The sequence below is a fragment of the Streptomyces sp. S.PB5 genome (assembly GCF_030403745.1).
In the GTDB taxonomy this organism is placed as follows: domain Bacteria; phylum Actinomycetota; class Actinomycetes; order Streptomycetales; family Streptomycetaceae; genus Streptomyces.
The window spans coordinates 41,068-66,847 of record NZ_JAQMWP010000030.1; the positions used below are offsets into that span (position 1 = coordinate 41,068).

Genomic DNA, 25,780 nt, shown 5'->3' on the forward strand with positions numbered 1-25,780 from the left:
GGGCTGATGGCGAGGGCGGGGGAGAGAGGACGTGGTGCCCGTAGCGGGCGCGGTCGGCGACGGCTTCGATCGCGAGAGGTTGCGAGTCACGCTGGGGTCAGCAGGTCTGCGTGGCCCGTTCGCCGGAGGTAGTCGATCACCGCGTCTCGACTCTTCTCCAGGCACACGATCCTGTTCTCGACGACGCGCAGCTCGCGAGCGAGCTCCTCTGCCAGGGTCTGGGTGCACGCGCCTGCTGCGTCCTGGGTCGAGGGAGCCTCGATGTCCAGCACGATCTTGATCATCCTCGTCGACAGACCAGCCTCGACGAGCGCCCGGACGTGACGTGCATGCTCGACCTGGTCCTCGGAGTAGTCGCGGTAACCGTTGGTCGACCGCGACGCCTCGATAAGCCCCTGCTGCTCGTAGTAGCGGAGCATCCGAGCCGGGGCTCCTACCTTTTGGGCGGCCTCACTGATCTTCATCACTTGCTCCTCCTCGTCGGCCGACGATTTGACCTTGACACTGATGTCAAAGTCTACGGTGACTCTCGAGACCCCAGCGACCGGAGCGCACTGGGGAAAGACGAACACGAGAGGGACCTTCAGATGACCAGCGACAGCTCGATCCCCACCTCCCGGGACATCCTCATCATCGGAGCCGGGGAACTCGGCATGCCCGTCATCCGCAACGTCGTCCGACGAGCGAAGGACGTGGAGGGCTCGTCCGTCAGCGTGCTCCTGCGCGCCGGCGCCATCGCGTCCACGGCACCCGACAAGCAGCGCGACGTCGCTGAGATCAAAAACCTGGGCGTGAAGATCGTCGAAGGGGACCTCGTGAAGAACACCGTCGACGAGCTCGCCTCCATCTTCGCCGACTACGACACGGTCATCGGGTGCACGGGCATCACCGCCGGCCTCGAGACCCCCATGAAGGTCGCCCAGGCCGCCCTCCAGGCAAGGGTCCCGCGGTATTTCCCGTGGCAGTTCGGCGTCGACTTCGACGTCATCGGCCGAGGAAGTCCGCAGGACATCTTCGACTCCCAGCTGGACGTCCGTGACCTGCTCCGGTCCCAGGACCAGACCGAGTGGGTCATCATCTCCACCGGCATGTTCATGAACTACCTCTTCGAGCCTGGCTCGGGCATGGTGGACCTGCCAGGCGACACCGTCAACGCGCTGGGAAGTCTCGAGACGGCGGTCACCGTGACGACGCCCGAAGACATCGGCGTCCTGACCGCAGACATCCTCTTCGCCGAACCTCGCATCCGCGACGAGATCGTCTACCTCGCCGGTGACACCATCACCTACGGCGAGCTGGCCGAAACGCTCGAGACCGTGCTGGAGCGTCCGTTCCGCCGTGCGGTGTGGACGGTTCCGTCGCTGCTCGACGAGCTGGCCACCGACCCGGACAACATGACGCGGAAGTACCGGGCGGTCTTCGCGCAGGGCCGCGGCGTCGCGTGGGCGAAGGACGACACCTACAACGCACGCCACGCGATCCCCGTGACTGACCTCCGCCAGTGGGCCAAGGAGAACCTCGCGGGCTGACGCATCCCCCAGCCCCCGCGCGCGGGCGGCATCGGCCTGCAGTTCCTCACCGGCGACCTCCAGGGCAGCCATGACCCGGGCGGCGTCGCCTTCACCGTGCTCGCCGCGATGTCGGGCATGGAGCGCGAGTACATCCGCGACCGGACGCTGGAGGGGCACGAGTCCCCTCGTCTGCGGGAGAAGGGGATCGGCGGCGCGAGCGTCACCGACGACGACATGCTCGGCATGGCGCTGCACCTGCGGGACCAGGAGCTGAGCCTGCGCGAGATCGCCGCCCGGCTCGTCATCGCCAAGGGCGCCAAGAAGGGGCAGCACCCTTCCCCGCCGACCGTCATGTGAATGCTGCGCGAGCACGACGAACGCGTGGACACCACGGGGCCCACTGTGGTGCTGGAGGCCGCTGAGAGCTGAGAGCGCCACGGGCACCACAACGGGGGGCCCGGAGTCATCCACGGACGGCCCTGGGGCCCTTCCTCCGTTCCGGGACGATCTCCAGTTCATCAGGGGCGATCCTGCGGGCGCACGGTCCGCCGGCGGGAGGTGACGGTTCAGCTTTCGACTCAGACACGCGCGCCCGCGTTGGACGGCCTTGGGCACAACGGAACAGCGGTTAACCCCAAGCCGGTGATCAGGGGCTTCCAGCACAGCCGATCGGCTTTGCACCGGGGTGCGGCGGAAGATCGCCTGCACGGCTGTCGGCGTCGTTAGCGTCAGGTCCATGCCAGTGGAGTTCTTGACCGACGAGAGTCCAGCGCGGTCGCCCGGTCGTTGGTGGCTGGGCACAGGGTGAACGGGGTGGCCAACACCTCGCGGGCGAAAAGATCCTCCAGGATCGTGCGCCGCTCTCGGTAGGGCCGGGCGAGCAACTCGGTGTCCCCTTGCTCCAGGACGTCGAAAACGATCAGGTAGGCGGGGCGTTCGGCCGCGGCTTCGATGGCTCCGCGGCCACGGCGGCGGGCGCGGCGCTCTCGTTCGTGCCGCGCCGCCATGGACTGCGAGGATCGGCGAAGAACACGGGAATACCGGTCTTGACTTTGAATTGCGCGTGCGCCGACATCTCCTTGTCTCGAACCTCTGCCAGCGACCGTGCCAGCTGGTCAGGAGCGTGGCAGGTGAAGCGACGTCTGCGTCTGCTCGACCTCTACGTCGGCGGTGAAGGCGCCGGCCGCCGACACCCCACCGAGGAGCGCGGCGACGAGCGCCACGGCCCCCGAAAACGCCCAACGGGGCTGCCGAAAGCTCCTGTTCCGTGTCATGCGCGTGGTCTCGGCAGGCCGACCGCACGCGATGGTCATGCGTGCGTCCAGCCACGCCTCCGCCTCGTCTGCTCGTATCCCGCAGGCCGCTACGAACGCGGCGACCAACTCCTCGCGGGGTAGCCGGTCCCTGCCGAGCATGGTCGCCGCCGTGGAGTAGGGCAGGGTATGGCCTGCTTCCGTCGCGCGGCGTTCCAGTAGGCGGTAGCTGAGGCCGGACCACGCCTTGAGACGACGCAGCGCCGCCACGAAGGCGACCGCGTCGGTGTCCGGCGGTGTGGGCGGTGCTGTGGTCATCGTGGTCCCCCTGTTGACCTGGACGTACACGGGCTCGCACAAGCTCGAACACCATCATGCCTTGATGAACGGCGAGAGCGACGGTCAACTTCGGAGCGGATTACCGATGTTGGAGGTCATATGCGTACGACTGCCTCTCGCTGCCGCACGGCCATCGTGACTGTCCTCGGTGTTGCGCTGATGCTGGGCGGGTGCACCGAAGAGCCCGGTGCCGGGGCGTTGGCGGAGCGCGCCCCGAAGTCCCAGATCCGCGACGGAGAGTCGGTCGCCGACTTCCTCCGCCGTACCCTGCCCGCCGGCCTCAGCGGCACTGTGATCGCTGCTCGTGGCGACCGGCTCGCGTACTGCGGCGGATTCGGGGCGGCCAACCGCGCCGCCGGCACCCCTGCGAGCTGCCGGACCGTGTATGACGTCATGTCGATCACGAAACAGTTCACCGCGGCTGCGATCGTGAAGCTGGAGGTGATGGGCCGGCTCCGGGTGAGCGATCCGGTCAGCCGGTTCCTGGGACGCGGGCAGACCGTGCCCGAGGACAAGCGCGGCATCACGATCGAGCACCTGCTCACCCACACCTCGGGGCTGGTCGAGGGGCTCGGCGATGACTACGACCCTTTGTCGCGGGAGGAATTGGTGCGCCGGGCCCTGCGGTCTCAGCTGCGGTCCACCCCGGGCAAGGAGTTCCACTACTCCAACACCGGCTACAGCCTGCTCGCCGCGGTCGTGGAGGAGGCGTCCGGGGAGACGTACGAACAGTTCCTGGCCCGGCATCTGTTCACGCCGGCCGGGATGACTCAGACCGGATACGTTCTGCCCCGCTGGCCGCGGCACCTGGTCGCGGTGGAGTACGACAACAAGGGGCGCAGCAAGGGCAGGCCATTCGACCACCCCTGGGCCGCCGACGGGCCGTACTGGAACCTGCGCGGCAACGGCGGCATCCTCTCCACCGCCCAGGACATGCTCCGTTGGCACCGTGCGCTCCTTGGTGACGAGATCCTTCCGGCGCGGGCCAGGGAGAAGCTCTTCGAACCTCGCATACCAGAGCCGGAATCAGAGAACTCGTACGGATACGGCTGGAGCATCCGCGACACCCCGGACGGCCCTCTCGCCTGGCACGACGGCGGCAACGACTGGTCCCTGGCGCTCCTGAGCCGTTCCCTGCGCGACGACATCCTCGTGTTCTGGGTCAGCAACCATGCCTACCGCGACGGGAAATGGAACCTCGAGGACCAGGCGGAGGCGCTGACACTGGGCATTGCGGAGCGCGTCCGCGCGGAGGGGTACTGACTGATTGGCTCATCCGCTCCGGTCGCCGATCCCCCTCACCCTTTGGTAGTTGGTAGAAGCCTCGTGACCGAACTTGATCTTGACTGGCCGCTTCCTGCCGGGAGCTTCACTCTTGTTCGGGTCCGGACCCCCGGCGAGCCCTCCGACACCCCGTCGCCAGCAACAGCTCGCTGGTGGTGTGTCACGCAAAGACGCACGACTCCTGTGCAACCAGGCCGCTGCTTCGGGTTGGTTCTGCTGGTCCTCGGAGCTGTCACTTTCGGGCTGTGCCAACTTGTGGACGCCGCGCCTTACGACGGCTGGTAATTTCGGAGCATCCATCTGACCTGGGCTTATGGGAGTCGAAACGGCTGTGGCCTGCTACGACGGGTTGCAGAGGCGATCGGAGGCAGTCAGAGGCGATCCCTATGTAACTCGCTTTCGAGTGGCCCGAGTCGACGGGTATCGATCAGGAGTGGTGCTCTCGACGGTTCTCCGCTCCGACCTTGGTCTAGCTGCGATGGGGACGCCTGCCTCCGCACGGCGCCGGACATAAGAAGACCCCCCAGGACGGGCAGTCCTGGAGGCTTCCCTGGCACCGATTGGAGGTCGGTTCCGGATGCCACCCGTGGGTTTAGCGGGCCTGGGTGGCGTCCACGTCCTTGCGAGACGACCCCACCGTGCCACACCACACCCACCAGGCAGAACCACAGCGACAGACCTCTCTCCCGAACGGCCGACCGGGCCTCCATCGACTCCCTGCGGCGGCAGCTGATCTCCTCCTGCTCGGCGATCTCACCGGCCGCTACGCGGCAGGCAGTTACAGCAGGCTCGGCTCCGACGGCCGGAGCGTGGTCCGGTGTGGGGACCGTCAGGGTGCGGCCGAGCACGGGCATCGGATCACGGCCGCCCTCGCCTGCCACGTCGCCCGCGCCGACAGCACCGTCGACGAACTGCTCCGGCTGCTGCTGCATCCCGAGCACGAGGGCGGCAGGCACGCCCGCAGTATCGCGCTGCGCTTCGGGCAGGCGCGTGCCCTGGACTACATCCGCCGGGTATGGGCCAGCGCCGAGGCAGCGGTCGGCAGCACCCGGCTGCTGGAGTCCCGTCACCAGGTGCACGAGGTTCTCGCCGCGTTGCGCGACCGTATCGAGACGACACCGTGGCGTGGGGAGCGGGGCCGGACTGCGCTGCGGGTGCTGCGGGCGCACCTGACCTTCGCCGAGTCCGCGGGCGGTCTGCTGCATCACACCAGACCGGGCAACGCTACCCGAACATCAACCTCGAATCCGTCCTGCTGGCCCTCGCCGACGACATCACCTTCGACGGAGCCACCGGACACGTCGAACACGACAGCACCAACGCCCCGCCACGTGACAGGACCCTCGTCCTGCTGTGCCAGACGGGAAACGACGCGGAGACCGCCCTCGCCTGCGGCGCCTGCCGCCATGACCAGTCGAGCGAGGCGCAGGCGCCGCCGTGTGCGGGCTGATCGGCCGATTCCGCTGAACCGGCCGTCGTCGGCTCTGATCAAGACCTCGACACCGTGACCACCGGCCCCACACCGCCGTGCTCCAGAGCCGTCATCGAAGGACACGTGAACGAGGATCGGCTCCGCTCGGAGGCAGAACCGCCGTCACGCGCTATGGGTGTCCGTTGACCGCTACAGGGCGTCGGCGCGTGGTCCCGGCGGCTCGGTTGTCAGTCCCTGAGCGCTCCCGCCATCAGGCCCCGCATGAAGAACCTGCCGAGGACGATGTAGACGACGAGGGTGGGCAGCGAGGCGAGCAGGGCCGCGGCCATCTGCTGGTTGAAGGGTACGACCTGTGAGCCGGCCAGGTTGTTGAGGGCGACGGTCACCGGCTGGGAGCCTCCGGCGTTGAGGAAGACGGCGAAGAGGAAGTCGTTCCACATTGCGGTGAACTGCCAGATGACGACGACCACGAAGGCGGGACCGGAGTTGGGCAGGACGACGGAGGAGTAGGCGCGGATCATGCCGGCGCCGTCGACGCGGGCCGCCTCGATGAGTTCGGTGGGGATGGAGGCGTAGTAGTTGCGGAAGATCAGGGTGCAGATGGGGATGCCGTAGACGATGTGCGCGAGCATCAGGCCGGAGACGCTGCCGCTGAGGCCGAGGTTGGTCCACAGCTGGACGAGGGGGATCATCACCGACTGGTAGGGGATGAACATCCCGAACAGCATGAGGGTAAAGACCAGGTCGGCGTGCGGGAAGCGCCACTTGGCCAGGACGTAGCCGTTGAGCGAGCCGAGCGTGGCCGAGATCAGCGAGCCGGGCACGGTCAGGAACACGCTGTTGCGCAGCGGTTCGCGCAGGGTGTTGTACGCCGTGGACCAGGCTTCCGTAGTGAAGTGCTGCGGCAGCCTCCATGCCTGCGTAGGGTCGGCCTCGGACAGCGGCTTGAAGCTGGTGACCAGCAGGACGTACACGGGCAGCAGCACGACCAGGACGAGGAAGAACAGGCTGAGGTACTTCGCGGTCCGCAGAGCCGTCGAGACAACCATCGCTTCTCCCCTCACTTTTCCTGGCGGAAGGTGTGGACCAGGTACGGGATGATCAGCAGCGCGACGAACAGCAGCAGGACGACGCCGATCGCGGCGCCCTTGGCGTAGTCCTGGCCGAAGAAGGTGATGTCCCACATGTAGACGGCCGGGACGTCGGCGATGATCTGCCGGCTGGCGATGGCGACGATCAGGTCGAAGACCTTCAACGAGATGTGACCGATGATGATCAGCGCGCTGAGGGTCACCGGGCGCAGGTGCGGGAAGACGATGTGCCGGTAGACCTGGAACTCGTTCGCGCCGTCCACCCGGGCCGCCTCGCGCAACTCCTCGGGCACGCCCCGGAATCCGGCCAGGAACAGCGCCATCACATAGCCGGACATCTGCCAGACGGCCGGCAGGGCCATCGCGGCCATGCCCCAGTGCGGGTCCTGCCACCAGGGGTTGGCCAGACCGCCGAGGCCGATGCTCTCGAAGAGCTTGTTGAGGCCGGCGGCCCGGTCGCCGGGAGCGGGGTTCATCAGCCAGCGCCATACGATGCCGGAGGCGATGAAGGAGACGGCCATCGGGAAGAGGTAGACGGCCCGGAAGAAGCCCTCCCCGCGCACGCCCTTCTCCAGCAGCAGGGCCATGACCAGGCCCATCACCAGGGTGCCCACGACGAAGGCGAGGGTGAAGGTGAACAGGTTCAGCCAGGCGTCACTGAACCGCTGGTCGTCCAGCAGGCCCCGGTAGGTGCCGAAGCCGCCCCAGGACATGTCTTCGACGGAGGTGTGCCAGTTGGACAGTGACACCCGGACGTTCCAGCCGATCATGCCGTAGACGAACACGGCGATGGCCAGGATCGACGGGCTGAGCAGCAGCAGGCCTGGCAGCCAAGCCGGGCCGCGGCGCCGGCGGCGTCCCTGCCGAACGCCACCTCGCCTGGCTGCCGTCGGCCCCGCGGACGTGGCGGTCACGCCGCGTACTTCCCCGCCGCCTCGCCCAGCGCGTCCTGGAACCGGGCCGCCTTCTTGTCCTTCAGATACACGCCCAGCGTGCTGTCGATGGCGGTGTTCCAGGCGTTGCTGGCCACCACGCCATGGGTGAGCGAACCAACGATCTGGTCCTTCTTCCACTCGCCCAGCGCCCACTGCAGGTAGGTGCCGTACAGGGACGCGTCGGCGTCGCTGCGCGCGGGGATGGAGCCCTTCTTTGGGTTGAAGGCGTCCTGGCCGGCCTTGCTGCCGCACTCCTTGAGCCAGGCGATCGCGGCGTCGCGGTGCGGCGCGCCCTTGCATAGGGTGAAGGAGTCCGACAGGAACTGGTACAGGCCGTCGGTGCCGGGCGCGGCGGCCCAGTCGTAGTCGGTCTTCGGCTTCTTGGCCAGACCGTCGGGCGGGTCGGTGTGGTAGTAGCCTTCGGCCCAGTCGCCCATGATGTTGTACGCCGCCTTGCCGTCCACAACGAGCTTGCTGGCGTCCTGCCAGGTCAGCGAGGGGGCGTCGGAGTTGGTGTACGCCAGCACCTCGCCGAAGGCGGTGAGTGCGCCCGTCACTTTCGCGCCGCCCCAGTCGCCGCCGGACTTCCACAGCGCCTCGTAGCCGTCGCGGCCCAACTCGCCCAGCAGGACCGTCTCCAGCAGGTGCTTGGCGGTCCACTGCTCGCCGAGGGAGAGCGGGATCTTGCCCTTGGACTTCACCTTGTCCAGGAAGCCGAGGAACTCGTCCCAGGTCCGGGGCGCGCTCGTGATGCCGGCCTCGGACAGCAGCGCGGGGCTGGACCACAACATATTGGCGCGGTGGATGTTGACCGGCACCGAGTAGATCTTGCCGCCCTGGGTGATGAGCGGGAGCAGGGTGGCCGGGAAGACCTTCGTCCAGCCCTGCTGGTCGTAGAGGGAGGTGAGGTCTTCGATGTAGCCGGCCTTGACATAGTCCAAGAGCTCGGCTCCGGCGTGGCCTTGGAAGGAGTCCGGGGGGTTGCCCGCCTTGAGGTTGGCTTCCAGTTGCGGCTTGGCCGCGGTGCCGGCGCCACCCGCGACGGCCTCGTTCTTGAAGGAGATGTCCGGGTTCCGCTTCTCGAAGTCGGCGACCATCGCCTTGAGCCCGGCGGCTTCGCCGCCGCCGGTCCACCAGGAGAAGACCTTCACTTGGGTCTCCTCGCCCTCACCGGCCTCGTCGTCGCCACAGGCGGCCAGGGACCATGAGGCGGCGACAGTGAGACCGGATGCGATCAGCACCGTTCGCCGGCTCGGCCCCGAGGACTGCGGGATTTGCGTGGTCATGTCTCCTCCTTGTGCGTCGGACGCACATCGCCGGACTGGGAGCTGCCGCGGCGCACCGCCCGCACCGGGCCTGCCGGACATCGGCGAGGCGAACGGCCTTGCACCACGGCGTAGTTGAACGCGCATCTTCTATCCGACTGCTTTCGGACAAGCTCTGCCCAGGGTCTGAACGGCCCCTGGGACGGGGCCACCAGGTACCCGGGGTCGGTGTCCGGTCGCTCACCTCGGCGGAGTCCCGGCGCTGACCATCGCATGGCCCCGGAGGGAATATGGGCCGGTTGGCACGTCGTGTGTCCCGTTAGGCCCATGCACCGTGCGAGGCGCCGATCAAGGGTGGGCAGTGGACGGAGATTTGACCACGCGTCATGTGGGCGAGGAGGAGAAGAGAGCCGAACGACGATGGCGAGCAAGCTGTCCGCGCCCCCGCGGACTCACGCGCTCCTGGCCGACGGCACCACCGTGTCGATCAGGCCTGCCCTGTCCGACGACCGGGCACGGGTGCTGCGTCTGTACCAGGACCTGTCGCCGGAGAGTCTGAGGCTGCGGTTCTCCACCGCCGGCCTGCGCTCGGCGCGGCAGGCGGCGGCCAAGGCGTGCTCACCGGCGCGCGTCGGCTACCTGGCGCTGGTGGCCGAGACCGGCGGGCGGGTCGTGGGGATCGCGGAGTACGACACCGCCGTCGACTCCTCGCCCGAGCCGACCTGCGCGGAGAACGCCCTCGTTGTGGCGGACGACTGGCACGACCGCGGGGTCGGCACGCTGCTCGTCGAGCATTTGGTGGGCGCGGCCCGGGTGGCGGGCATCCGCCGCTTCACGGCCGACGCCCTTGCAGAGAACGGCGTGGTGCTGCAGGTCTTCAACGATCTGGGCCTGTCTGCTTCGCGCCGACTGGAGGGTACGGAGATCCACTGCACGTTGCAGCTGGAGCAACGCGAGGGCTATCTGGCCGTGGTGGAGGCCCGGGGCCGGGTCGCGGACGTGGCCGGCATGCGGCCGCTGCTGTGCCCGACGTCCATCGCCGTGGTCGGCGCCGGGCGTTGGACGGGTTCGGCGGGCTGGGCTGTGCTGGACAACCTCCAAGCAGATGGTTTCACCGGCAGCCTGTACGCGGTCGCCCCGCAGACCGACTGGATCGGCAACATACCCTGTCACCCCGCCGTCGAGGCGCTGCCTGGCGTGCCCGATCTGGCGGTGCTGGCCGTGCCCGCGTCCGCCGTGCCGGAGGTCGCCGAGCAGTGCGGCCGAAACGGGATCCGGGCTGTGGTCGTCGTGGCCTCCGGCCTCGATGCCGCCGAGGCGAACGCACGGCTGGCTGTCCGGGCATACGGGATGCAGCTGGTGGGGCCGAGCTGCCTGGGCATCGCCAACGCCGACCCGGCCGTGCGGATGGACGCCACCTTCGCGGCGCGCCGCCCGCTGCCGGACGGCCTGTCCCGGCTGGGGATCGGCGCGTCCACGTCCGTCTCGCTCGGTGACGCGTACGACATCTGCGGCAACGACTTGCTGCAGTGGTGGGAGACCGACGGACGCATCACGCTGGCGCTGTTGTACCTGGAGTCGTTCCAAAGCCCGCGGGCGTTCTCACGTATCACGCAGCGGGTGGCCAGGGCGATGCCGGTGCTGACCGTGGACGTCGGCCGTTTTGAGGCCGGTCGGCTGCGACCGCCAAGCCAGCCATGCCCTCCACGCAATTGCCCTCGTGTGGATGCGTCACGACCCCCCGCACACGGCTCTACATCGCGCGACGCACGGCCGAAGACAATGGCGCCGAAGAAGGACATCTTCCGCTGCCTCAAGCGCTTCATCGCGCGCGAGGTCTACAAGTACCTGACCAGCACGAACATCCCACAGAAACAACTCCCACGGGCCACTTGTCGAAAGGCAGGGCAGCGATGAACGAGCAGAAGAACCTCTGGGACTACGGCGCCTACGCTCCCGGACCGCCCCTGAGCGGGCACGTGCTGGTCGGCGTGGACGGATCGGAGGATGTCGTCCACGCGCTGGACCACGCGGCCGCCGAGGCACAGGCCCGCTGGACGACGCTGGAGATCCTGCACGCCTGGCCGTGGGCCAGGCACAGCGCCACCGACGCCCCACCCGACGCGAAGGACATGAACTCCCTCATCGACAAGGCGCACGGCGTACTGGAACTCGCCGCCACGCGGGTGCATGAGCGCGTCCCTGAACTGGACGTGGTGGAAACCTTGAGCCCCGAACCGGCCGCGACCGAGCTGGTGCGCCGCGGTGAGTGGGCCGCCCTGACCGTCGTCGGCAGCCGGGGTCTGGGTCGGGTCACCGGTCTGCTGGCCGGCTCGGTGAGCCTGCGGGTCGCCGCCCACTGCGGTAGCCCGCTGCTGGTGACGCGCGGTGAGAGCGCCCGCGGCGATTCCGAACACGGCACGGTGCTGGTGGGTGTGGCCGACGACACCGACGCCGGTGCTGCGCTGTTCGCCTTCGAAGAGGCGCACCAACGGGGTGCGCAGGTGTGGGTCCTGCACGTGTCCGCCGTGCCGGAGCTGTCGGGCAGCCTGCGCGCCCCTCCCACCGAACGGCTGGAGACGGATCTGAAGACCCTGCTCCGCAGCGAGGCCGCCGTGCCGCGGATGGTGGTCGCCGCACTGCGGGAGAAGTTCCCGGACGTCGGGGTGCGGATCGACACCGTGTGGTCCGGGGCGGCCCGGGCACTGGTGGAGGCCACCCGCGTGGCCGACCTGGTGGTGGTCACAACGCATCACCGACGCGGGCGGATGCCCGGCCCGCACGTGGGCCCGTTTACTCACGCGCTGCTGCACCACGCGCACTGCCCGGTCGTGCTCGTACCCGTCGGCTTAGCAGTGCGACAAGCACCCCGAGACGAAAGGGAGGGGGAGGAACAGCGATGAGGTACTGCAGGATCAAGGACGTCATGACGCACGAGGTCGTGCGCACCGGCCGTGAGACGCCGTTCAAGCAGGTCGCCCGGCTGCTGTCGGAGCACCGCATCAGCGGGCTGCCCGTCATCGACGACGGAGAGAAGGTCGTCGGCGTGATCTCCGAGACCGATCTGCTTCAGCACCAGGCACAACAGGACGAGGGCTACGGGCGCAGGCATGCCCGCCTGCCGAAGCTGACGCACTCGGCCCGCATCACCGCGGCCAAGGCTCATGCCGGGACCGCGGAGCATCTCATGACCCGTCCGGCGGTGACCGCCACCGCGGAGCAGTACGTCACGGAGGCCGCACAGACCATGCGCGAGCACGGTGTGGAGCGGCTGCCTGTGGTGGACGACAAGGACCGTCTGGTCGGCATCGTCACCCGGGGCGACCTGCTGCGGGTCTACCTGCGTACGGACGAGGAGATTCGCCGCGACGTGACGGAACAGGTGACCGCGGGTCTCGGCCTTCCCCGCTACATCGTGGACGTCACGGTCGAGGCGGGAGTGGTGACGCTGAGAGGGCACCTGGAGCGCCGCAGTGACGCCGAGCTCGCGGCGTGGATCGCCGGTCACGTGGACGGAGTGGTGACGGTCACCGACCGCCTCACCCACCGGCTGGTGGGCGCCCGGGGTCCTGCCTCCAGCGGACCCTCCGGCCACATGTAGCGGAAGGCGCATCGACGGGACCAAGGACGCCGCGGGTCAGTGCTCTTGCGGCAGGACCGCGCGGATGAAGGGAGAAGCCCTCATGAGCAGCCCCCTAACGACGAGTACGGCGAGTGCGGTGGGCGGCCGACGATGAGACCGGCCCCGTCGGCATCGGTGCCCGCGCCCTACCGGGTCGTGGGTCGTCGGACGGAGACCGCCGACACCGCGACCCTCGTACTGGAACCGGTCCACGAGGCGCTGCCCCGCTTCCGGCCCGGCCAGTTCGCGATGGCCTACGCGTTTGGCGTCGGGGAGATCCCGCTCTCCCTCAGCGGGCTCCCGTTCCGCGGCGACCGGCTGGCGCACACCGTACGTGCCGCGGGAGCCGTCTCCACGGCTCTGCACGCCCTCGGCCCAGGGCGGATCGTGGGGCTGCGTGGCCCGTTCGGTACCGGCTGGAAGCCGGCGGACGCGGTCGGCCACGACGTACTCGTCATCGCCGGAGGCCTCGGCCTCGCCCCGCTGCGCCCCCTCATCCGCGGCGTCCTCGCCCATCAGGAGCGGTATCAGGAACTGGATGTCCTCATCGGCGCGCGCAGCCCCGCCGAACTGCTCTACCGCGACGAGATCCGTGCCCTGCACGCCGCCGTCCGCGTCGGTCTCACCGTCGACCGGCCCGACGAGCACTGGCAGGACGACGTCGGAGTCGTCACCACCCTCCTCGACCACGCCGAGTTCGCCCTCGCCCGTCCGGCCGACGCGGCAGCCTTCGTCAGCGGACCCGAAGCCATGATCCGCGCCGCCGCCGAGGAGTTGGTCCGCCGTGGCGTCCCTGCCCGACGCATCCAGGTCTCACTGGAGCGCACCATGCACTGCGGCACCGGTCTGTGCGGTCACTGCCAGCTCGGCCCGGTCCTGTTGTGCCGTGATGGCCCGGTCCTCACCTGGGAACAGGCACAACCCCTGCTGGCCGTCCCCGAGTTGTGACCCTGGCCGTATCGCTTTGCACCTGCCTCTCCAAGCGGCGGCACAGCCCTGCCCCGGGCGCGGGGCGGTCCGCGGGTGGAGACGGCCCGTGCGCACCGACGCCACGGCCGGCTCACAGACGGCCGCCAGGCGCTGCGCGTTGTCGAGACCCATGATGCGCACGAACGTCGGTGCCGCCCCGAGGACCTGGCGATCACCGCGGGGTGACAAGCGCCGGGAGGTGAGCGAGGCCCAGATCATTCGCCGGGGGAGCCGCCTCGCCGCCATGGTGAACAGGCCTGGGGCGACCGGCTGTTCTCGTGGACTCATGAAGGGAAGGGCCGTACTTCACATGGCTATCGGGGCCCGTGGGTGTGGGTGCGGCGACACCGCCGACGGGGGATGGCGGGTCGCGCTGCACCCCGCGGTCAGTGCGTCGGCCTGCCGCGCGCCAGCAGGGCGGCCACACGGTCGTCCGAGGGCTCGGCGAAGTCCTCGTACCACTGCCGCACGGTCGGAACCGACTCCGTGGCGTGCAGGCAGATCAACTCAGCTACCTCATGGGGCAGTTCAGGCACCTCTTCCGCTGTTCCGACGGGCACGGCCAGCACCAGCCGGGCGGCACCCCGGGCGCGCACGACGCGGCGGGCCGCGCGGGCACGGAAACCAGTGGCGATCGCGTCGTCCACCACCACGGCGGTCCTGGCGGCAAGCGGCACAGGCGGCTGTCCCGCACGGCAGCGGTGCACCTGTCGCTCCAGTCCCGTGCGTTGCCGTGCTTCCACCACGACGATGTCGAGGGGCGGTCTTCAGCTGCTCGGCCACCTGGGCGGCCCCGGGCGGTAGCCGAGGATGACGGGCTTGTCCGCTTCCACATGGTGCAGCTACGCGGCGAGTTGCCTGCCCGCAGCGGCACGATCGCTGTAGCGCATGGTGTCGCTCCCGTGTTGGAGGTTTTCGAGGGCTCGCCGGAGTGGTCGATAGCGCACGAGAGTTGGTGGCGCGCCCTTCCACGCCGTGTGCGGCAGCTGCGCCCCCTGCCGTCCTTCTACACGCCCTGCGCGGACCGGCTGACGGTGGATCCGCTGTGCGCGGGAAGCGAGTTCACCAGGTGCAGCACCTGGTCGAGCCGGCACAGCTCGAGGATCTTCACAATGAGGGGGCGAGTGGCCACCACCTGCAGACGGTGACCGTTGCCCCGCAGCCGGTTGTTCGCCCCGCACAGTACGCCCAGGATGGCGGCGTCGACGAACGTGGCGGACCGCAGATCCACGATCACGTCCTGGTCCCGGTCACGGGTGAGCTCCCGCAGACAGGCCCTGAGCGGGGCCGCGGCGCAGATGTCGAACTCCCCGTGGAGCTCGATGACGACAGCGGCGCCTTCGCGCCGTTCCACGATCGAACAGAAGTCCTGCCAGGGGGACATCGGGCGTTGAGTCCTCACCGCATCGTGGGCTGACCGGGAAGACGGCGGAATCCGTCGGGTGCGTGCCGCCGGTCGCGCGGGGGACACGCTGCACACGAGCCGAAGGTGTGACGGCTGCCGCAGGCGACAGCCGTGTGTCCACACTATTGCCGCTGTCATGTGCCGTCACACAACGGTTATCGGCCATCCTCCGAAGCCGCGGGCTCCCCTCGCCAGGTGCGCCCCGTTCGTCCCTTCCCCCGGACCAACCCCTGTCCTGTCATGGAAGCAGGGGAAGGAGGCGCCCGTCATGGTTGCCGCACACGCGCCGGCCCGTCACGCGGCCTACTACCTCGTCCGCGCGGCCGTTGCCGCACCGTCCGTCTATAACACCCAGCCGTGGCGCTTCATCAGTCAGAACGACGAGATAGAGCTGCACGCCGACCTCTCCCGACGCCTCGCGGTCGCCGATCCGGACGGCCGGGAGATGGTGATCAGCTGCGGCGCGGCGCTGTTCAACCTGCGGCTGGCCATGCGGCACCTCGGCTTCCCGCCCCAGGTGCGCCTGTGCCCCGACCCGCAACAGCCCTGGCTCCTGGCCACCGTGCGGTGGGGGCGGTACGCCCGGACCACCCCTGATGAGGAGGTGATGTTCGCGGCGCTGCCCCGGCGGCACACCCACTACGGCCCCTTCCAACCCGATCCGCTGCCCGTGCCCCTGGTCGGGGAGCTGCAGCGCGCGGCTCGCCGCGAAGGCGCCGAACTGTCCCTGATGAGCGGCACGGAGGACCTACGACGGCTCGCCCAACCGATTCACGCGGCCGAAACCGTACGGCGATCGAGCACTGCTCACACCACCGAGCTGGCCAACTGGACACCACCACCCGGCAGCGCCCGGCGCGACGGGCTGCCCGCGCACACCTATCCGCGTGACCCCGACACCTCCTCCTTCGCCGGACGCGACTACGCCGACCAGGCCAGGCTGGGCCACGCGAACCAGCACGCGGCGCATCTCACCCTCCCCGCCCTGGGCCTGGTCGTCCTGCTCAACACCGGGCGGGACAGCCTGAGCGACTGGCTGCGGGCGGGACAGGCCCTGCAGCATGTGCTGCTGCACGCCACCGCCCACCACGTGGTGGCGGGCTTCCACACCCAGCCGCTGGAACTGCCCGAACTGCGCCGGCAGATCCGCAGGACCCTCGCGGCCGGACGGCGCCCGCAGATGATCCTGCGGCTTGGATACGACAACGACGTGCTGCCGGCTCTCCGGCGCCCCGTCAGCGACGTCCTCATCCACGGACTCGGCGCTCGGGCGCGCTCTCTGGGCGAAGTCGGGCCGGTCGGCCCTGCCCCGGGGCCCGTTCGGCCCTCCCGTGGGGAACGGACGAGCGTAGGCTGAAAGCAGCCTGCGGGGCGAGCGAGGGAGTCCGTCCGGAACGGCCGCCTACGACAAGGGGGTTGACCCCCTGTTGGGAGGCACGGCTGACGGACGGGCTGAGAGGCCGAAGGGTCGATCAGACCGGACGGCGACCTCCAGCACCTGATCCGGACCATGCCGGCGAAGGGAGCCCACCTCGCAGGTTCTGTCTTGTCTGGCCGGTGGTGCGTCATGGTGTTCAAGTCCCGTTCCGACGCCGGCCGCCTCCTGGGCGAGCAGGTGGCCCGTCTGTCCGGCTGGACCGGCAGTCGGGCTCCCCGCGCGGTGGTCGGAATTCCCGGCGGAGGCATCCCGGTCGCCTACGAGGTCGCGCGATACCTCAAGGTGCCCCTCGACATCGTCCTCGTGCGGAGGATCACCGCTCCCGGCAATCCCGAACTGACCATCGGCGCGGTCAGCGAAGACGGTGCGGTCGTGTCCGCCGACACGTTCCTGAGTCGCTTCGCCCCCCAACGGCCGCGGTTGTCCGAACTGGCCCGGGAGACCGAGGACTGGCTGTCTCGGCGCGCGTCACTGCTGCGCGGCGGGCACGCGCCCGTGGACCCGACGGTCGGCGACGTGGTGCTGGTGGACGACGGCATGGTCACCGGGGCGACGATGCGCGCGGCGGTCGCCTCGTTGCGACACCGTGGCGCGGTCGGCATGGTCCTGGCCGTGCCCGTCGCCGCGCCCCGAGCCCTCCACCGGCTGCGGCCACTGGTCGACGAGACCGTCTGCCCGGACGTACGGGACATCCACACCGTCGGCGCCTGGTACCTGGACCACCGTCCCATCCCTGACACGGAGATCGGCGAGCTGCTGAAGGCGTCCCGTACAACCCGTGACCCCCGGTGCGCGGCATGAGCTCTGTCTGCTCCCGCGGCATTGCTGTGGACGGGGGCTTCCACAACAGCCGAACAGGCGCCGGCGCGGTGGTCAGCTCGCGCGGGCCACTGGGCGGGACCAGGTGACGGCGAGGCGGCCGTCCTCGTCGGTGACATCGGTGCCCAGCTCGGCGCAGGCACGGATGAGTCGGTCGGCGATCCAGTCGTACTCTGCCCGGTCGGCGAGACGGGTGTGGCAGTAGTCCAGAGCGAGGGGGACCGCTTCGGTGCGCCGCACACCGTGCTTGTCGCAGGTGATGAGCCAGAGCAGTCCGAGGTCGTTGCGCAGGGCCGGATGGACGGCGTAGTCGTCGATGAAGTCGCCCAGGTCGAAGAGGACTTCGCGGGTGAAGCCATGGAAGACGTGCGCGGAGTGCCCGATGACGAGGTCGGCCCCGGCCTCGACGAGGGCAGGGGCGGCACGCCGCACGTGCGAGACCGGGCGGGCCGTCATGTTGGGCCCCCAGTGCACGCTGACCAGGACGAGTTCCGTGTCGCGGGCGAGCGCGCGGACGGTGTCGGTGAGCCAGGTGGGCACGCCCTCGTTCCACAGGTCGGCGTAGGCCACGCCGGGGCGGTCGGTGTCCGCGGCGAACTCGGCCGGGTGGTCGGTGACGGCGACGAGCCCGATGCGCAGCCCGCCGGCCTCCAGAACGAGCGGGGCGCGGGCCTCCTCGACGGTCGCCCCGGCCCCCACGGTCCGGATGCCCGCGCTGGTGAGGTGAGCGCCCGTGTCGAGCAGTGCGTCCGAGCCGTAGTCGAGGGCGTGGTTGTTGGCCAGGGAGACGGCGCTGACACCGAGGTCGGCCAGCACGTCGGCGGCGTTCGGCGGGGCGCGGAAGTAGAAGATCTTGCCGGGCAGGTCTATGCGGCTGCCGCGCGCCGAGACGCTGCATTCCAGGTTGAGCAGGAACAGGTCCGCGGCCCTGGTGGTCCTGCGCACCGCGGCGGAGAACAGGGGGTGCGGCGTCCGGTGCGCCAGCGCCTCGGCGACCCCGCGGCCCAGCATGGTGTCCCCCGCCAGGGCGATGGTGGCGGCCATGGTCTGCCTCCTTCGCCTGCTCTGCCCGGCTAAAGGCCCCGGGACAGCAGGATCTCGTGGGCCAGGCGGGCGCTGCGGGCGCTACGGCCGACGTCGCCCGTCTCGTTCCCCGGCGTACGCTCCAGGCCCTCGACGAGCGCCCTTACGGCCAGTACCAGGCTGTCCACCTGCGTCTCCAGGGTGTGCACCCGCTGTTCCAGCTGCTCCGTCGTGTCCGGGGTCTGTCCGGTCCCGGCAACGGCGTTGGTGTTCGCGACAGGCTCGTCGGTGTGCTGCATGATCGCCTCCCGGGGACACACGGACGGCGTTCAGCCTCGCTGCGCCGTCCGTCCGCGGCACCTTCCTGCCCCCATCCCAGTCTCGTCCTTGCCCGAGGACGGGTCGGAAGGGCCGAAAGGGCCGTGGCCGGGGGCGGTCGGCCCTTGGTGACACCGTCGGGCGAGCCCGCTGTGGTCCGGCCCGACGGAGGCCGCTTCTGCGCCGGACGGGGGCCGATACGGGGGGAGCATGACCGACGGAGCCGAACGCCGACCCGGGCGACCAGGGCCGGCGGTGCTTGCCGGGCGGATAGCGGCGGGCGCGGCGTGCCGTCGCGCTGGACGGAGGCCAAGACGAACCTTTCCACGCCAAGGCGTCACCAGAGCGCGGCCGGAGGGGCGGCAGAGCTGGTGCGTGAACGCTGACAAGCACCTTCCCGGCAGCGGCAGCGCCGGCCGCGGGGCTGGGCCCGATGGCCCCGAGCCGGGGTCGGTCGCCCCTGCTGCGGCCCGGGCAGCGCGCTGCAATAGGAGAGGGAGACGAGCTCGTTTCGGCGCGACGGTTGGGGGCCGCCGGGCAGCGGCGCATGCTCGAGGAGGCGGCGTATGCGATTCGACAACCGCAGGACGGCCGGACGGCTGTTGGCGCGGCGACTGGAGTTCCTCCGCGGCCAGGACGTGGTGGTACTCGGGCTGCCGCGCGGCGGCGTGTCCGTGGCGTACGAGGTGGCCCGCGAACTCGATGTACCGCTGGACGTGCTTGTGGTGCGCAAGCTGGGCGTGCCCTGGCAGCCGGAGCTGGGCTTCGGTGCGATCGGGGAGGAGGGTGTCCGCGTATCGAACGACGACGTGATCCGGGGCGCTCGTCTGAGCCCCGTCGAGCAGGCCACGGTCGAACAGGCCGAGCGGGCCGAACTCGACCGGCGTGTGCGTGGCTACCGCCAGGGACGTACGCCGATCGCCATCGCCGGGCGCACGGCGGTGGTCGTGGATGACGGGCTGGCCACCGGAGCCACCGCCGAGGTGGCATGCCGGGTGGCACGCAAGCGGGGCGCGGCCCGGATCGTCCTCGCCGTGCCCGTGGGACCGCCGCAGGTCATTCCCCTCATGCGTACCGTGGCGGACGAGGTCGTCTGCTCGGAGACACCCCGCTATTTCGGCGAGGTCGGCTCCTGGTACGACGACTTCACACAGACGTCCGACGCCGAGGTGACCGCCCTGCTGGCCCAGGCCGCCCACCCCGAGTCCGCGCCCCCGTCTTCGACTGCCGCCGATCCTCCGCCCGTGAACCGGGAGGTCGAGGTGAGTGCCGCAGGAGTGCGGCTGGCCGGAAGGCTTGTGCTTCCCGAGACGGCTCAGGCCGTGGTGGCGTTCGCGCACGGCAGCGGCAGCAGTCGGTACAGCCCCTGCAACCGGTACGTCGCCGGCGTGTTGAACCGAGCCGGGCTGGGCACCCTGCTGCTCGACCTGCTCACCGAGGACGAGGAGCGCGACCGGGCGAACGTCTTCGATGTGCTGCTGCTCGCCCGGCGTCTGCACGCCGCCGCCGTCTGGCTGTGCCACGAAGCCGCCCTGCCGGTGGCCTACTTCGGGGCCAGCACCGGTGCGGCCGCCGCGCTGGAGGCCGCCTCCGCTCCCGACGCCGACATCCGCGCGGTCGTCTCCCGTGGCGGGCGCCCCGACCTGGCCTCCCCGGCCGCGCTGGCGCGGGTGCACGCGCCGACGCTGCTCATCGTGGGTAGCCGGGACACCACCGTACTCAGCCTCAACCGGCTCGCCGCCGACAGGCTGGGCTGCGAGCACCAGCTCGCCATCGTCCCCGGCGCCACCCACTTCTTCACCGAGCCCGGCACCCTTGCCACAGCCGCCCAGCTGGCCCGCGACTGGTTCACCGTGCACCTCGCCCGACCCACCGTCGGCACATCGCCGCTCCGGGCGCCGTGACAGCAACTCCCAGTACCCGGTCCCGCAGCCCGGGGGCTCCATCGTCGGAAGCCCCCGGGCGGTGCCCCTGCCACCGTGTCACGGGGCAGTCAGGACGATCTTGTCGAAGCGCCCCATTTCCTCCCCGGGCAGATGCCGGGCGAGATCGACCTCGCTGATGATCCCGACCGGCTGGAGGGGAGAGGCGTGGGAGGAGCGGCGCGAGATGGTTCGAACGCAGGCCATCATTGCGAGCCGTGGTCGGCTGGTCCTGGTGGAGGAGCTGCCGTCGAGATCGCCCGTGAGCTGGCGGAGCTGGTCCACCGCGTCGGTGCCGAGGCATGGGCGCGCAACGTCCTGGCGAACCGCTTGCCCGAGCCGTTGTGCGAGCACGTGATCACCGTCGCGGACGACGGGCACGAGGTTGGTGCGGACCGGGCGCACCGGGCGCTGCTGGAGCAGGAGTTGAGCGATGTCCTCCGGGGCCGGATGAGCGGGTGGGATCAGGCTCAGGTGGAGACGTTCCGGGCCTGGCGAGCCCGGCACACAGGTGCGGGCGAGGGCATGGCAGCGGTTGTGGGCGCGTTGCAGCGCGCCCAGGCCGGCGCGCTGCTGCTCAACACACCCGTCGAGCTCCCCGTGCGGCCGTGGGCCGGCCCGGAGCCGATCCAGATCGCCCTGTCCGCCGCGGACCTGGAGTCCTTCGGTGTCCTCGGCTTCCAGGAGATACCGCCCGGCGCTGCCTTGATCCGCGCCCTGGTCCGCACCGGCGCGGAGCTGGTGGTCGTGGAGAGGGAGGAACTGCCGCTGGAGGACGGAGTAGGGGTGCTGTTGCGGTACACCGACCCGGAGGCGTCGTGAGACCTTCCGCTGCCGGGCCGGGACTGTGACGGTGGGTTCCACTCGATGTCGGGAAGAGGTGGTGAGGTATGTCCGAGGGACCGATGGTGGTGGGGACGGACGGCTCGGACGGAGCGGCGGGTGCGGTGCTGTGGGCGGCGCAGGAGGCCGCCTTGCGGAATCAGCCCTTGCATATCGTGTGTGCCGTCGACCTCGACCTGGCCGAGCGGCTGTCGGCCGACACCAGGCGGCGGGTCCGCGAGGCGGCCGGGGCCCTGCTGGCCGAGGCGGCGGCCACGGCCTCCGGCGGGGCGCCCGGCCTGACGGTCACCACGGAGGTCGGCCGGGAGCCCGCGGCCGACGCCCTGCTGCGGGCGGCCGTGTCGGCGGTACCGCATGCCGAGGACGCCGCGGTGACGATCGTCGTCGGCTCGCGGGGGCTGGGTGGTTTCTCCGCGCTGTTGTTGGGCTCGGTCGGGCTGACCGTGGCCGGACGGGCGGGATGCCCCGTCGTCGTCGTGCGGGGCACGCGGCGGCCGTCGGGCGGGGTGGTCGTGGTGGGCGTGCGGGACGAGGGAGACCGCGGGGCGGTGAGTTTCGCCGGGCGGACCGCCAGGCGGCGGAAGGCGTCGTTGCGGCTGCTCAGCGCGTGGACCTACTTCCAGTACTTCGAGACCATGGCGCCCATGCCGGACGTGGTGCGCAGGAACATGGAGGCGAAGGCCGCGGCGAGCACCCGCCTGCTCGGCTCCGTCCGGGAGGAGTTCCCGGACCTGGAGGTGTCCGAAGAGGTAGTGAGGGTTCCGTCGCCGGCCGGAGAACTGGTCGCGGCGTCCAGGCACGCCGACCTCGTCGTGGTGGGCGTACGCAGGCCCGCGCACCACGTGGGCCGTACGCTGGGCCGAGTCACGCACGCCGTTGTGCAGCACGCCCACTGCCCGGTGGCCGTCGTTCCGCGGAGCTGATCCCTGCCGCTTGCGGATAACCGGGACCGCGCGGACTTCGGGGTCTGTGCGGGACACGCTCCGGGGCGCCCGAGGCTGCGGCGGGTCGGGCCGCGCCCGGATACCGGTCTTGCCGGAAGCGACGACAGATAGCGTTCGGTACTCTGCCCGGCACCTGGTCATACTGCGTGCGCCGGTCCTCCTACTTCTTTGCTCGGCTGGCGAAGAACGAGCTGACGATGGCCGCGAAGGCGAAGAGCGCAGCGATGATGACTACGGCGGTGGGCCAGTTCATGGCATCCTCCCCTCTTTCTTGCCAGGGGACATGGGCTGGCGTTCGACCACCAGGGGCCGAACGGGCCCTGAGCGTGGTCCGGAAGAACCGAGGAACCCGGTCAGTCCGGCTGCGGCCGGGCAGGCATGTGAGGGTGAGCGTACGTGCTCACGTCGGCTCAAGTGCTGCGCGGCCGTCCGCGATCAGCGGTTGCGGGGTCCGCGGAGTCGTTGCCGTGGGGCGGGGAGCGTGTGGGAGATCGGGCCCGGACGGGGCTGCTCAATCGACTCGGAAGGGCGCGACGAGGTCCCGTGAGCGGTCGATGACGCCGACCAGGTTACTCAGGCCCTGCGTGGACAGCCAGAACAGGTCGTCGAATGTGACGACGCCCACCAGACGTCCTTCGGAGACTACGGGGACGCGCCGGATCTGCTGGTCGCGCATGATCCGGTAGGCGGCCATGATGTCGGCGTCGGCATCGACCGCCGTGGGGTTCGTGGTCATCACCGTGTCGATACGCACCTGTGCCGGCCTGCCGCGAGCGAGGATCCGGATCGCCAGGTCGCGATCGGTCACCACGCCCACCAGCTGGTCGTCGGCGATGACGCAGACGGACCCGACGTTCAACTCCCGCATGGTGGATGCCGCTTCCTGGGCCGAGGCCATCACCGGCACAATGACGGGCGGCGAGGACATGGCGTGGCGGACCTGTATGACCCCTCCCGGGCATAGATGTACGGTCCGCCGCCTTGAAGGCGCCGGGCCCCGCCGACGGGCGTGTTCGCCGGCCGCCTTCCCTCGGTCGAGCGGAGCCCGGCGCCGAGCAGGTGGGACGTCCTGCTCCCGCTTGACCGCCATGACGACGGTCCGCGCCGAGCGCAGCCTCGGCGCGGACCCGCGAGGCGGAGGTCACGTTCCGGTCTGTCGTGTTTCCACGGGCCCACCGGATGCGTGTCGCGTGCGAACTGTGAGTGAGAGCGCGGAGGTTCGTACGGCCGCCTCGCGGGTTCACTGTCAACCATGCGGCGCGGTGTGGTCGCCCGGCAGGGCCGTTCGGTCCCTTTCGGAGGGCGAACGGCCCTCGTGCGGAGGGGACTTGGTCGCCGACGAGGTGGGGTGGTGGCGTACACGGTTGACAGGGCACAGAGTGGAGTTGATCGCCGCAGCCCACCAGCCGTCCTCGCCTCGGGCCCCGCTGTGTGAACCCCTCTTGACGGAATTGGCCTTCGTCGGCTTCTCCCTCATCAAGGATGCTTGATCAACGCCACGTTGCTCTCTGCCGCCGAGGGTCTGCCAGAAGCTGTGCGGGTGGAGTGCGGCGGGCCTTTGGCACAGGTGGCCTGCGGCCAGGCCGGTCAACCGGCGTACGACAGCGCGGGAGTTGGGCCGTTCGGATCGGCCAGTGAGCCGTTCGGCCTCTGCTGCGGCGCCACCCATGGTGCGAGGGTGAAGGCGAGCCCGCGAGACGAGCGGCGATGAGGTTCCTCCCGCATAGGGCCTTGCCGTCGATGTCCTTCTTGGCCGTACAACGTGGCGGCCGGGATGGGCGTGGTACGCCTCGCGGGCGGCGTCGGCGTGGGGGACCGGCGCAGGCCACCGAAGCGGCCTCTTGGGAAGGGGAGCGGGTCGGTCAGCCACCCGCCCCGTGCCGGGTCCTGGCGGGCCGACGGGCGGCGCACCGTCGTCGCAGGTGATCCGCGTGCGGCCTGCGGGCCCGGTATCTGTTTGCTTCGGGCGACCACCCTGGAGGCCGGACATGGAAGAGCCACCGCAGCGACCGATCCACTCTGGTCCTTCAGCGTGGGAAGGTGCCGCGCACGGCATTGGGGTGGATGGCAGGGCGCAGGCCACAGGTGAGGTCCCGTCGCCTGTCGCCGTCCCCTCACCAGGCCGTCGGCGCCGCGCGATCATGATCGTGGGCGCGGTGGGCGCGCTGGTACTGGCGGCCAGCGGGGGTGCGGCGCTCGCCCTGGCCCTCGATGACGACGGTGGCAAGGCCACCGTGCCGGCGGCGCCCAGCCCGTCCGGGGCGAGGAGCACACCGACGCAGCCGCTGGCCAAGGCCGCTGCGGCGATCAGGCCCAGCGTGGTGTCGATCACCGTCGCCACGAGCAGCGGAACAGAGGTCGGATCCGGTCTGATCGTGGCAGCGGACGGCACCATCATGACCAGCAACCACGTCGTCGAGGACGCGGCCGAGCAGGGCGGAACGATCAGCGTGACGTTCGACAACGACCGTACCCGCATGGCGCGCTTTCTCGGAGGTTCGGTGGCCGCGGACATCGCGGTCGTCAAGACCGACGGTGTCTTCGGGGTGCGGCCGGCCGCGCTCGGCTCCGCCGACAGTCTGCACGTCGGGGACGCGGTGGTGGCGGTCGGCAGCCCGCTCGGGCTGCGCGGATCGGTCAGCACCGGCGTGGTCTCGGCCCTGCACCGCGACATCGACATGAGCGGTGACAAGTCGCCCGAGGAACTGCCAGGCCAGGACGAGTCCGCGCAGCCGGGGCTCTCCCTCAAGGACGCGATTCAGACCGACGCGGCGATCAACCCGGGCAACTCCGGTGGCCCGCTCGCTGACAGCCAGGGCCGGGTGGTCGGCATCGCCACCGCGATCGCCACCACCGGCGGCGGCTACATCGGCCAGCAGCCCGGGAGCATCGGCATCGGCTTCGCCACCCCGATCGACAACGCCTTCCACATCGCCCAGGGGTTGATGAACGAGTAACCGGGGCGGGGCGGAGTGGTAGCCGGGTAACGGCTTTTGGCTGTCCTTCAGCCGGTGAGCACACCCAGCGGAATCAGGTGGGCTGCCAGGTTGTCGTGTTCGCCGGCCCGGACGACGGCGTCGACGTCCTGGTACGCCTCCGGAGCGCCCTCGATGGCGCTGTGTCAGCTGGCCGACGCACCGCGACGCCCGCGCAGGTCAGCTCCCCTGCAACTGCCGGACGGTGACCTCGCGCACCGCGTGATGCCGGCTCCAGAGGCGGCCCGCACTGTGCCAGAGGGAGCCGAAGGCGGTGCTGCTGGCGATGCCGGTCATGACGTACGAGGCGGTGCCCATGGTGCCGGGCATGAACACCAGCTGGCCGAACGGACGTGCCCCCGGTGCATGATCTCCTCACGCACGGCGGCAAG

The 25,780-nt window shown here is 70.1% G+C and carries 26 protein-coding genes and 1 pseudogene; 14 read left to right on the forward strand and 13 right to left on the reverse strand.

Going from position 1 to position 25,780, the window contains the following annotated elements; translation table 11 throughout:
* Positions 1-86 precede the first annotated feature (86 nt).
* Entirely contained in the window at positions 87-572 is a 486-nt protein-coding gene (locus PH203_RS45240) for a MerR family transcriptional regulator (protein WP_289928327.1), read from the reverse strand.
* Positions 573-587: 15 nt separating this feature from the next.
* Here PH203_RS45240 and PH203_RS45245 point away from each other — a divergent pair, with 15 nt between their 5' ends.
* Both PH203_RS45245 and PH203_RS45250 read left to right on the forward strand, forming a co-directional pair.
* Positions 588-1,529, forward strand: coding sequence for an aromatic alcohol reductase (locus PH203_RS45245; protein WP_289928328.1), 942 nt, complete (start codon positions 588-590; stop codon positions 1,527-1,529).
* Positions 1,530-1,646: 117 nt separating this feature from the next.
* Entirely contained in the window at positions 1,647-1,868 is a 222-nt protein-coding gene (locus tag PH203_RS45250; protein WP_289928329.1) for a hypothetical protein, read from the forward strand.
* A gap of 371 nt (positions 1,869-2,239) precedes the next feature.
* On the opposite strand, the gene PH203_RS45255 is transcribed toward PH203_RS45250, so the two are convergent.
* Both PH203_RS45255 and PH203_RS45260 read right to left on the reverse strand, forming a co-directional pair.
* Positions 2,240-2,518, reverse strand: coding sequence for a hypothetical protein (locus PH203_RS45255; RefSeq protein WP_289928331.1), 279 nt, complete (start codon positions 2,516-2,518; stop codon positions 2,240-2,242).
* Between the two features lie 108 nt (positions 2,519-2,626).
* The gene (locus PH203_RS45260) at positions 2,627-3,082 is read right to left on the reverse strand and encodes a hypothetical protein (protein ID WP_289928333.1); all 456 of its coding nucleotides are present in this window, start codon (positions 3,080-3,082) and stop codon (positions 2,627-2,629) included.
* A 120-nt stretch (positions 3,083-3,202) separates the two neighbouring features.
* Between PH203_RS45260 and PH203_RS45265 the strand changes: the two genes are divergently transcribed.
* Positions 3,203-4,366 carry a serine hydrolase domain-containing protein gene (locus PH203_RS45265; protein WP_289928334.1) on the forward strand — a complete coding sequence of 388 codons (1,164 nt, stop codon included), beginning with the start codon at positions 3,203-3,205 and terminating at the stop codon, positions 4,364-4,366.
* Positions 4,367-5,507: 1,141 nt separating this feature from the next.
* Entirely contained in the window at positions 5,508-5,837 is a 330-nt protein-coding gene (locus PH203_RS45270; protein ID WP_289928336.1) for a hypothetical protein, read from the forward strand.
* A 209-nt stretch (positions 5,838-6,046) separates the two neighbouring features.
* On the opposite strand, the gene PH203_RS45275 is transcribed toward PH203_RS45270, so the two are convergent.
* From PH203_RS45275 to PH203_RS45285, 3 genes are read right to left on the reverse strand one after another with little or no spacing between them, the layout of a single operon-like run.
* Positions 6,047-6,868, reverse strand: coding sequence for a carbohydrate ABC transporter permease (locus PH203_RS45275; protein ID WP_289928337.1), 822 nt, complete (start codon positions 6,866-6,868; stop codon positions 6,047-6,049).
* 11 nt (positions 6,869-6,879) lie between these two features.
* The gene (locus tag PH203_RS45280; RefSeq protein WP_289928338.1) at positions 6,880-7,824 is read right to left on the reverse strand and encodes a sugar ABC transporter permease; all 945 of its coding nucleotides are present in this window, start codon (positions 7,822-7,824) and stop codon (positions 6,880-6,882) included.
* Positions 7,821-9,131 (reverse strand): ABC transporter substrate-binding protein, encoded by a 1,311-nt coding sequence (locus PH203_RS45285; RefSeq protein WP_289928339.1) that lies wholly within the window; start codon positions 9,129-9,131, stop codon positions 7,821-7,823. Before PH203_RS45285 ends, PH203_RS45280 begins: the two co-directional genes overlap by 4 nt.
* 399 nt (positions 9,132-9,530) lie before the next feature.
* Between PH203_RS45285 and PH203_RS45290 the strand changes: the two genes are divergently transcribed.
* From PH203_RS45290 to PH203_RS45305, 4 genes are all read left to right on the forward strand, one after another.
* On the forward strand, positions 9,531-11,027 hold the full coding sequence (locus PH203_RS45290) for a GNAT family N-acetyltransferase (RefSeq protein WP_354671319.1): 1,497 nt from the start codon (positions 9,531-9,533) through the stop codon (positions 11,025-11,027).
* Positions 11,024-12,013, forward strand: a complete 990-nt coding sequence (locus PH203_RS45295) for a universal stress protein (protein WP_289928340.1) — start codon at positions 11,024-11,026, stop codon at positions 12,011-12,013. The genes PH203_RS45290 and PH203_RS45295 overlap by 4 nt, the downstream gene beginning before the upstream one ends.
* Positions 12,010-12,711 (forward strand): CBS domain-containing protein, encoded by a 702-nt coding sequence (locus tag PH203_RS45300; RefSeq protein WP_289928342.1) that lies wholly within the window; start codon positions 12,010-12,012, stop codon positions 12,709-12,711. The genes PH203_RS45295 and PH203_RS45300 overlap by 4 nt, the downstream gene beginning before the upstream one ends.
* 132 nt (positions 12,712-12,843) lie before the next feature.
* Positions 12,844-13,680, forward strand: a complete 837-nt coding sequence (locus PH203_RS45305) for an FAD/NAD(P)-binding protein (protein WP_289928343.1) — start codon at positions 12,844-12,846, stop codon at positions 13,678-13,680.
* 407 nt (positions 13,681-14,087) lie between these two features.
* Here the strand turns inward: PH203_RS45305 and PH203_RS45310 are convergent, their stop codons facing one another.
* Positions 14,088-14,378 (reverse strand): hypothetical protein, encoded by a 291-nt coding sequence (locus PH203_RS45310; RefSeq protein ID WP_289928344.1) that lies wholly within the window; start codon positions 14,376-14,378, stop codon positions 14,088-14,090.
* A 329-nt stretch (positions 14,379-14,707) separates the two neighbouring features.
* Positions 14,708-15,085: an STAS domain-containing protein gene (locus PH203_RS45315; RefSeq protein WP_289928345.1), complete on the reverse strand. Its 378-nt coding sequence runs from the start codon at positions 15,083-15,085 to the stop codon at positions 14,708-14,710.
* 289 nt (positions 15,086-15,374) lie between these two features.
* Between PH203_RS45315 and PH203_RS45320 the strand changes: the two genes are divergently transcribed.
* On the forward strand, positions 15,375-16,463 hold the full coding sequence (locus PH203_RS45320) for a hypothetical protein (protein ID WP_289928346.1): 1,089 nt from the start codon (positions 15,375-15,377) through the stop codon (positions 16,461-16,463).
* Positions 16,464-16,673: 210 nt separating this feature from the next.
* Positions 16,674-17,345, forward strand: a complete 672-nt coding sequence (locus tag PH203_RS45325) for a phosphoribosyltransferase family protein (protein WP_289928347.1) — start codon at positions 16,674-16,676, stop codon at positions 17,343-17,345.
* Between the two features lie 72 nt (positions 17,346-17,417).
* Here the strand turns inward: PH203_RS45325 and PH203_RS45330 are convergent, their stop codons facing one another.
* Both PH203_RS45330 and PH203_RS45335 read right to left on the reverse strand, forming a co-directional pair.
* Positions 17,418-18,407, reverse strand: coding sequence for a CapA family protein (locus PH203_RS45330; RefSeq protein ID WP_289928348.1), 990 nt, complete (start codon positions 18,405-18,407; stop codon positions 17,418-17,420).
* Between the two features lie 29 nt (positions 18,408-18,436).
* Complete coding sequence (locus tag PH203_RS45335; RefSeq protein ID WP_289928349.1) at positions 18,437-18,685, reverse strand: hypothetical protein; 249 nt, start codon at positions 18,683-18,685, stop codon at positions 18,437-18,439.
* 585 nt (positions 18,686-19,270) lie between these two features.
* Here PH203_RS45335 and PH203_RS45340 point away from each other — a divergent pair.
* Positions 19,271-20,608 carry a phosphoribosyltransferase gene (locus PH203_RS45340; RefSeq protein WP_289928351.1) on the forward strand — a complete coding sequence of 446 codons (1,338 nt, stop codon included), beginning with the start codon at positions 19,271-19,273 and terminating at the stop codon, positions 20,606-20,608.
* Between the two features lie 78 nt (positions 20,609-20,686).
* Here the strand turns inward: PH203_RS45340 and PH203_RS45345 are convergent, their stop codons facing one another.
* Positions 20,687-20,980 carry a hypothetical protein gene (locus PH203_RS45345; RefSeq protein ID WP_289928352.1) on the reverse strand — a complete coding sequence of 98 codons (294 nt, stop codon included), beginning with the start codon at positions 20,978-20,980 and terminating at the stop codon, positions 20,687-20,689.
* Here PH203_RS45345 and PH203_RS45350 point away from each other — a divergent pair.
* Positions 20,903-21,448: a hypothetical protein gene (locus tag PH203_RS45350; RefSeq protein WP_354671320.1), complete on the forward strand. Its 546-nt coding sequence runs from the start codon at positions 20,903-20,905 to the stop codon at positions 21,446-21,448. The two genes, PH203_RS45345 and PH203_RS45350, sit on opposite strands and share 78 nt — an antisense overlap.
* 68 nt (positions 21,449-21,516) lie before the next feature.
* On the forward strand, positions 21,517-22,392 hold the full coding sequence (locus PH203_RS45355) for a universal stress protein (RefSeq protein ID WP_289928355.1): 876 nt from the start codon (positions 21,517-21,519) through the stop codon (positions 22,390-22,392).
* Between the two features lie 532 nt (positions 22,393-22,924).
* Here PH203_RS45355 and PH203_RS45360 read toward each other — a convergent pair.
* Positions 22,925-23,341 carry a CBS domain-containing protein gene (locus PH203_RS45360; protein ID WP_289928357.1) on the reverse strand — a complete coding sequence of 139 codons (417 nt, stop codon included), beginning with the start codon at positions 23,339-23,341 and terminating at the stop codon, positions 22,925-22,927.
* Between the two features lie 1,228 nt (positions 23,342-24,569).
* Between PH203_RS45360 and PH203_RS45365 the strand changes: the two genes are divergently transcribed.
* Positions 24,570-25,370: a trypsin-like peptidase domain-containing protein gene (locus PH203_RS45365; RefSeq protein ID WP_289928358.1), complete on the forward strand. Its 801-nt coding sequence runs from the start codon at positions 24,570-24,572 to the stop codon at positions 25,368-25,370.
* Between the two features lie 198 nt (positions 25,371-25,568).
* Here the strand turns inward: PH203_RS45365 and PH203_RS45370 are convergent.
* A pseudogene (locus tag PH203_RS45370) lies at positions 25,569-25,730 on the reverse strand (RtcB family protein); the annotation flags it as partial.
* Between the last annotated feature and the right edge of the window lie 50 nt (positions 25,731-25,780).

Excerpts from the sequence above, each read along its gene's own strand:
- PH203_RS45245 (WP_289928328.1), top strand. The coding sequence starts at position 588 with ATGACCAGCGACAGCTCGATCCCCACCTCCCGGGACATCCTCATCATC.
- PH203_RS45250 (WP_289928329.1), top strand. The coding sequence starts at position 1,647 with ATGGAGCGCGAGTACATCCGCGACCGGACGCTGGAGGGGCACGAGTCC.
- PH203_RS45255 (WP_289928331.1), bottom strand. The coding sequence starts at position 2,518 with ATGGCGGCGCGGCACGAACGAGAGCGCCGCGCCCGCCGCCGTGGCCGC.
- PH203_RS45260 (WP_289928333.1), bottom strand. The coding sequence starts at position 3,082 with ATGACCACAGCACCGCCCACACCGCCGGACACCGACGCGGTCGCCTTC.
- PH203_RS45265 (WP_289928334.1), top strand. The coding sequence starts at position 3,203 with ATGCGTACGACTGCCTCTCGCTGCCGCACGGCCATCGTGACTGTCCTC.
- PH203_RS45275 (WP_289928337.1), bottom strand. The coding sequence starts at position 6,868 with ATGGTTGTCTCGACGGCTCTGCGGACCGCGAAGTACCTCAGCCTGTTC.
- PH203_RS45285 (WP_289928339.1), bottom strand. The coding sequence starts at position 9,131 with ATGACCACGCAAATCCCGCAGTCCTCGGGGCCGAGCCGGCGAACGGTG.
- PH203_RS45290 (WP_354671319.1), top strand. The coding sequence starts at position 9,531 with ATGGCGAGCAAGCTGTCCGCGCCCCCGCGGACTCACGCGCTCCTGGCC.
- PH203_RS45295 (WP_289928340.1), top strand. The coding sequence starts at position 11,024 with ATGAACGAGCAGAAGAACCTCTGGGACTACGGCGCCTACGCTCCCGGA.
- PH203_RS45300 (WP_289928342.1), top strand. The coding sequence starts at position 12,010 with ATGAGGTACTGCAGGATCAAGGACGTCATGACGCACGAGGTCGTGCGC.
- PH203_RS45305 (WP_289928343.1), top strand. The coding sequence starts at position 12,844 with ATGAGACCGGCCCCGTCGGCATCGGTGCCCGCGCCCTACCGGGTCGTG.
- PH203_RS45315 (WP_289928345.1), bottom strand. The coding sequence starts at position 15,085 with ATGTCCCCCTGGCAGGACTTCTGTTCGATCGTGGAACGGCGCGAAGGC.
- PH203_RS45320 (WP_289928346.1), top strand. The coding sequence starts at position 15,375 with ATGGTTGCCGCACACGCGCCGGCCCGTCACGCGGCCTACTACCTCGTC.
- PH203_RS45325 (WP_289928347.1), top strand. The coding sequence starts at position 16,674 with ATGGTGTTCAAGTCCCGTTCCGACGCCGGCCGCCTCCTGGGCGAGCAG.
- PH203_RS45330 (WP_289928348.1), bottom strand. The coding sequence starts at position 18,407 with ATGGCCGCCACCATCGCCCTGGCGGGGGACACCATGCTGGGCCGCGGG.
- PH203_RS45335 (WP_289928349.1), bottom strand. The coding sequence starts at position 18,685 with ATGCAGCACACCGACGAGCCTGTCGCGAACACCAACGCCGTTGCCGGG.
- PH203_RS45340 (WP_289928351.1), top strand. The coding sequence starts at position 19,271 with ATGCGATTCGACAACCGCAGGACGGCCGGACGGCTGTTGGCGCGGCGA.
- PH203_RS45355 (WP_289928355.1), top strand. The coding sequence starts at position 21,517 with ATGTCCGAGGGACCGATGGTGGTGGGGACGGACGGCTCGGACGGAGCG.
- PH203_RS45360 (WP_289928357.1), bottom strand. The coding sequence starts at position 23,341 with ATGTCCTCGCCGCCCGTCATTGTGCCGGTGATGGCCTCGGCCCAGGAA.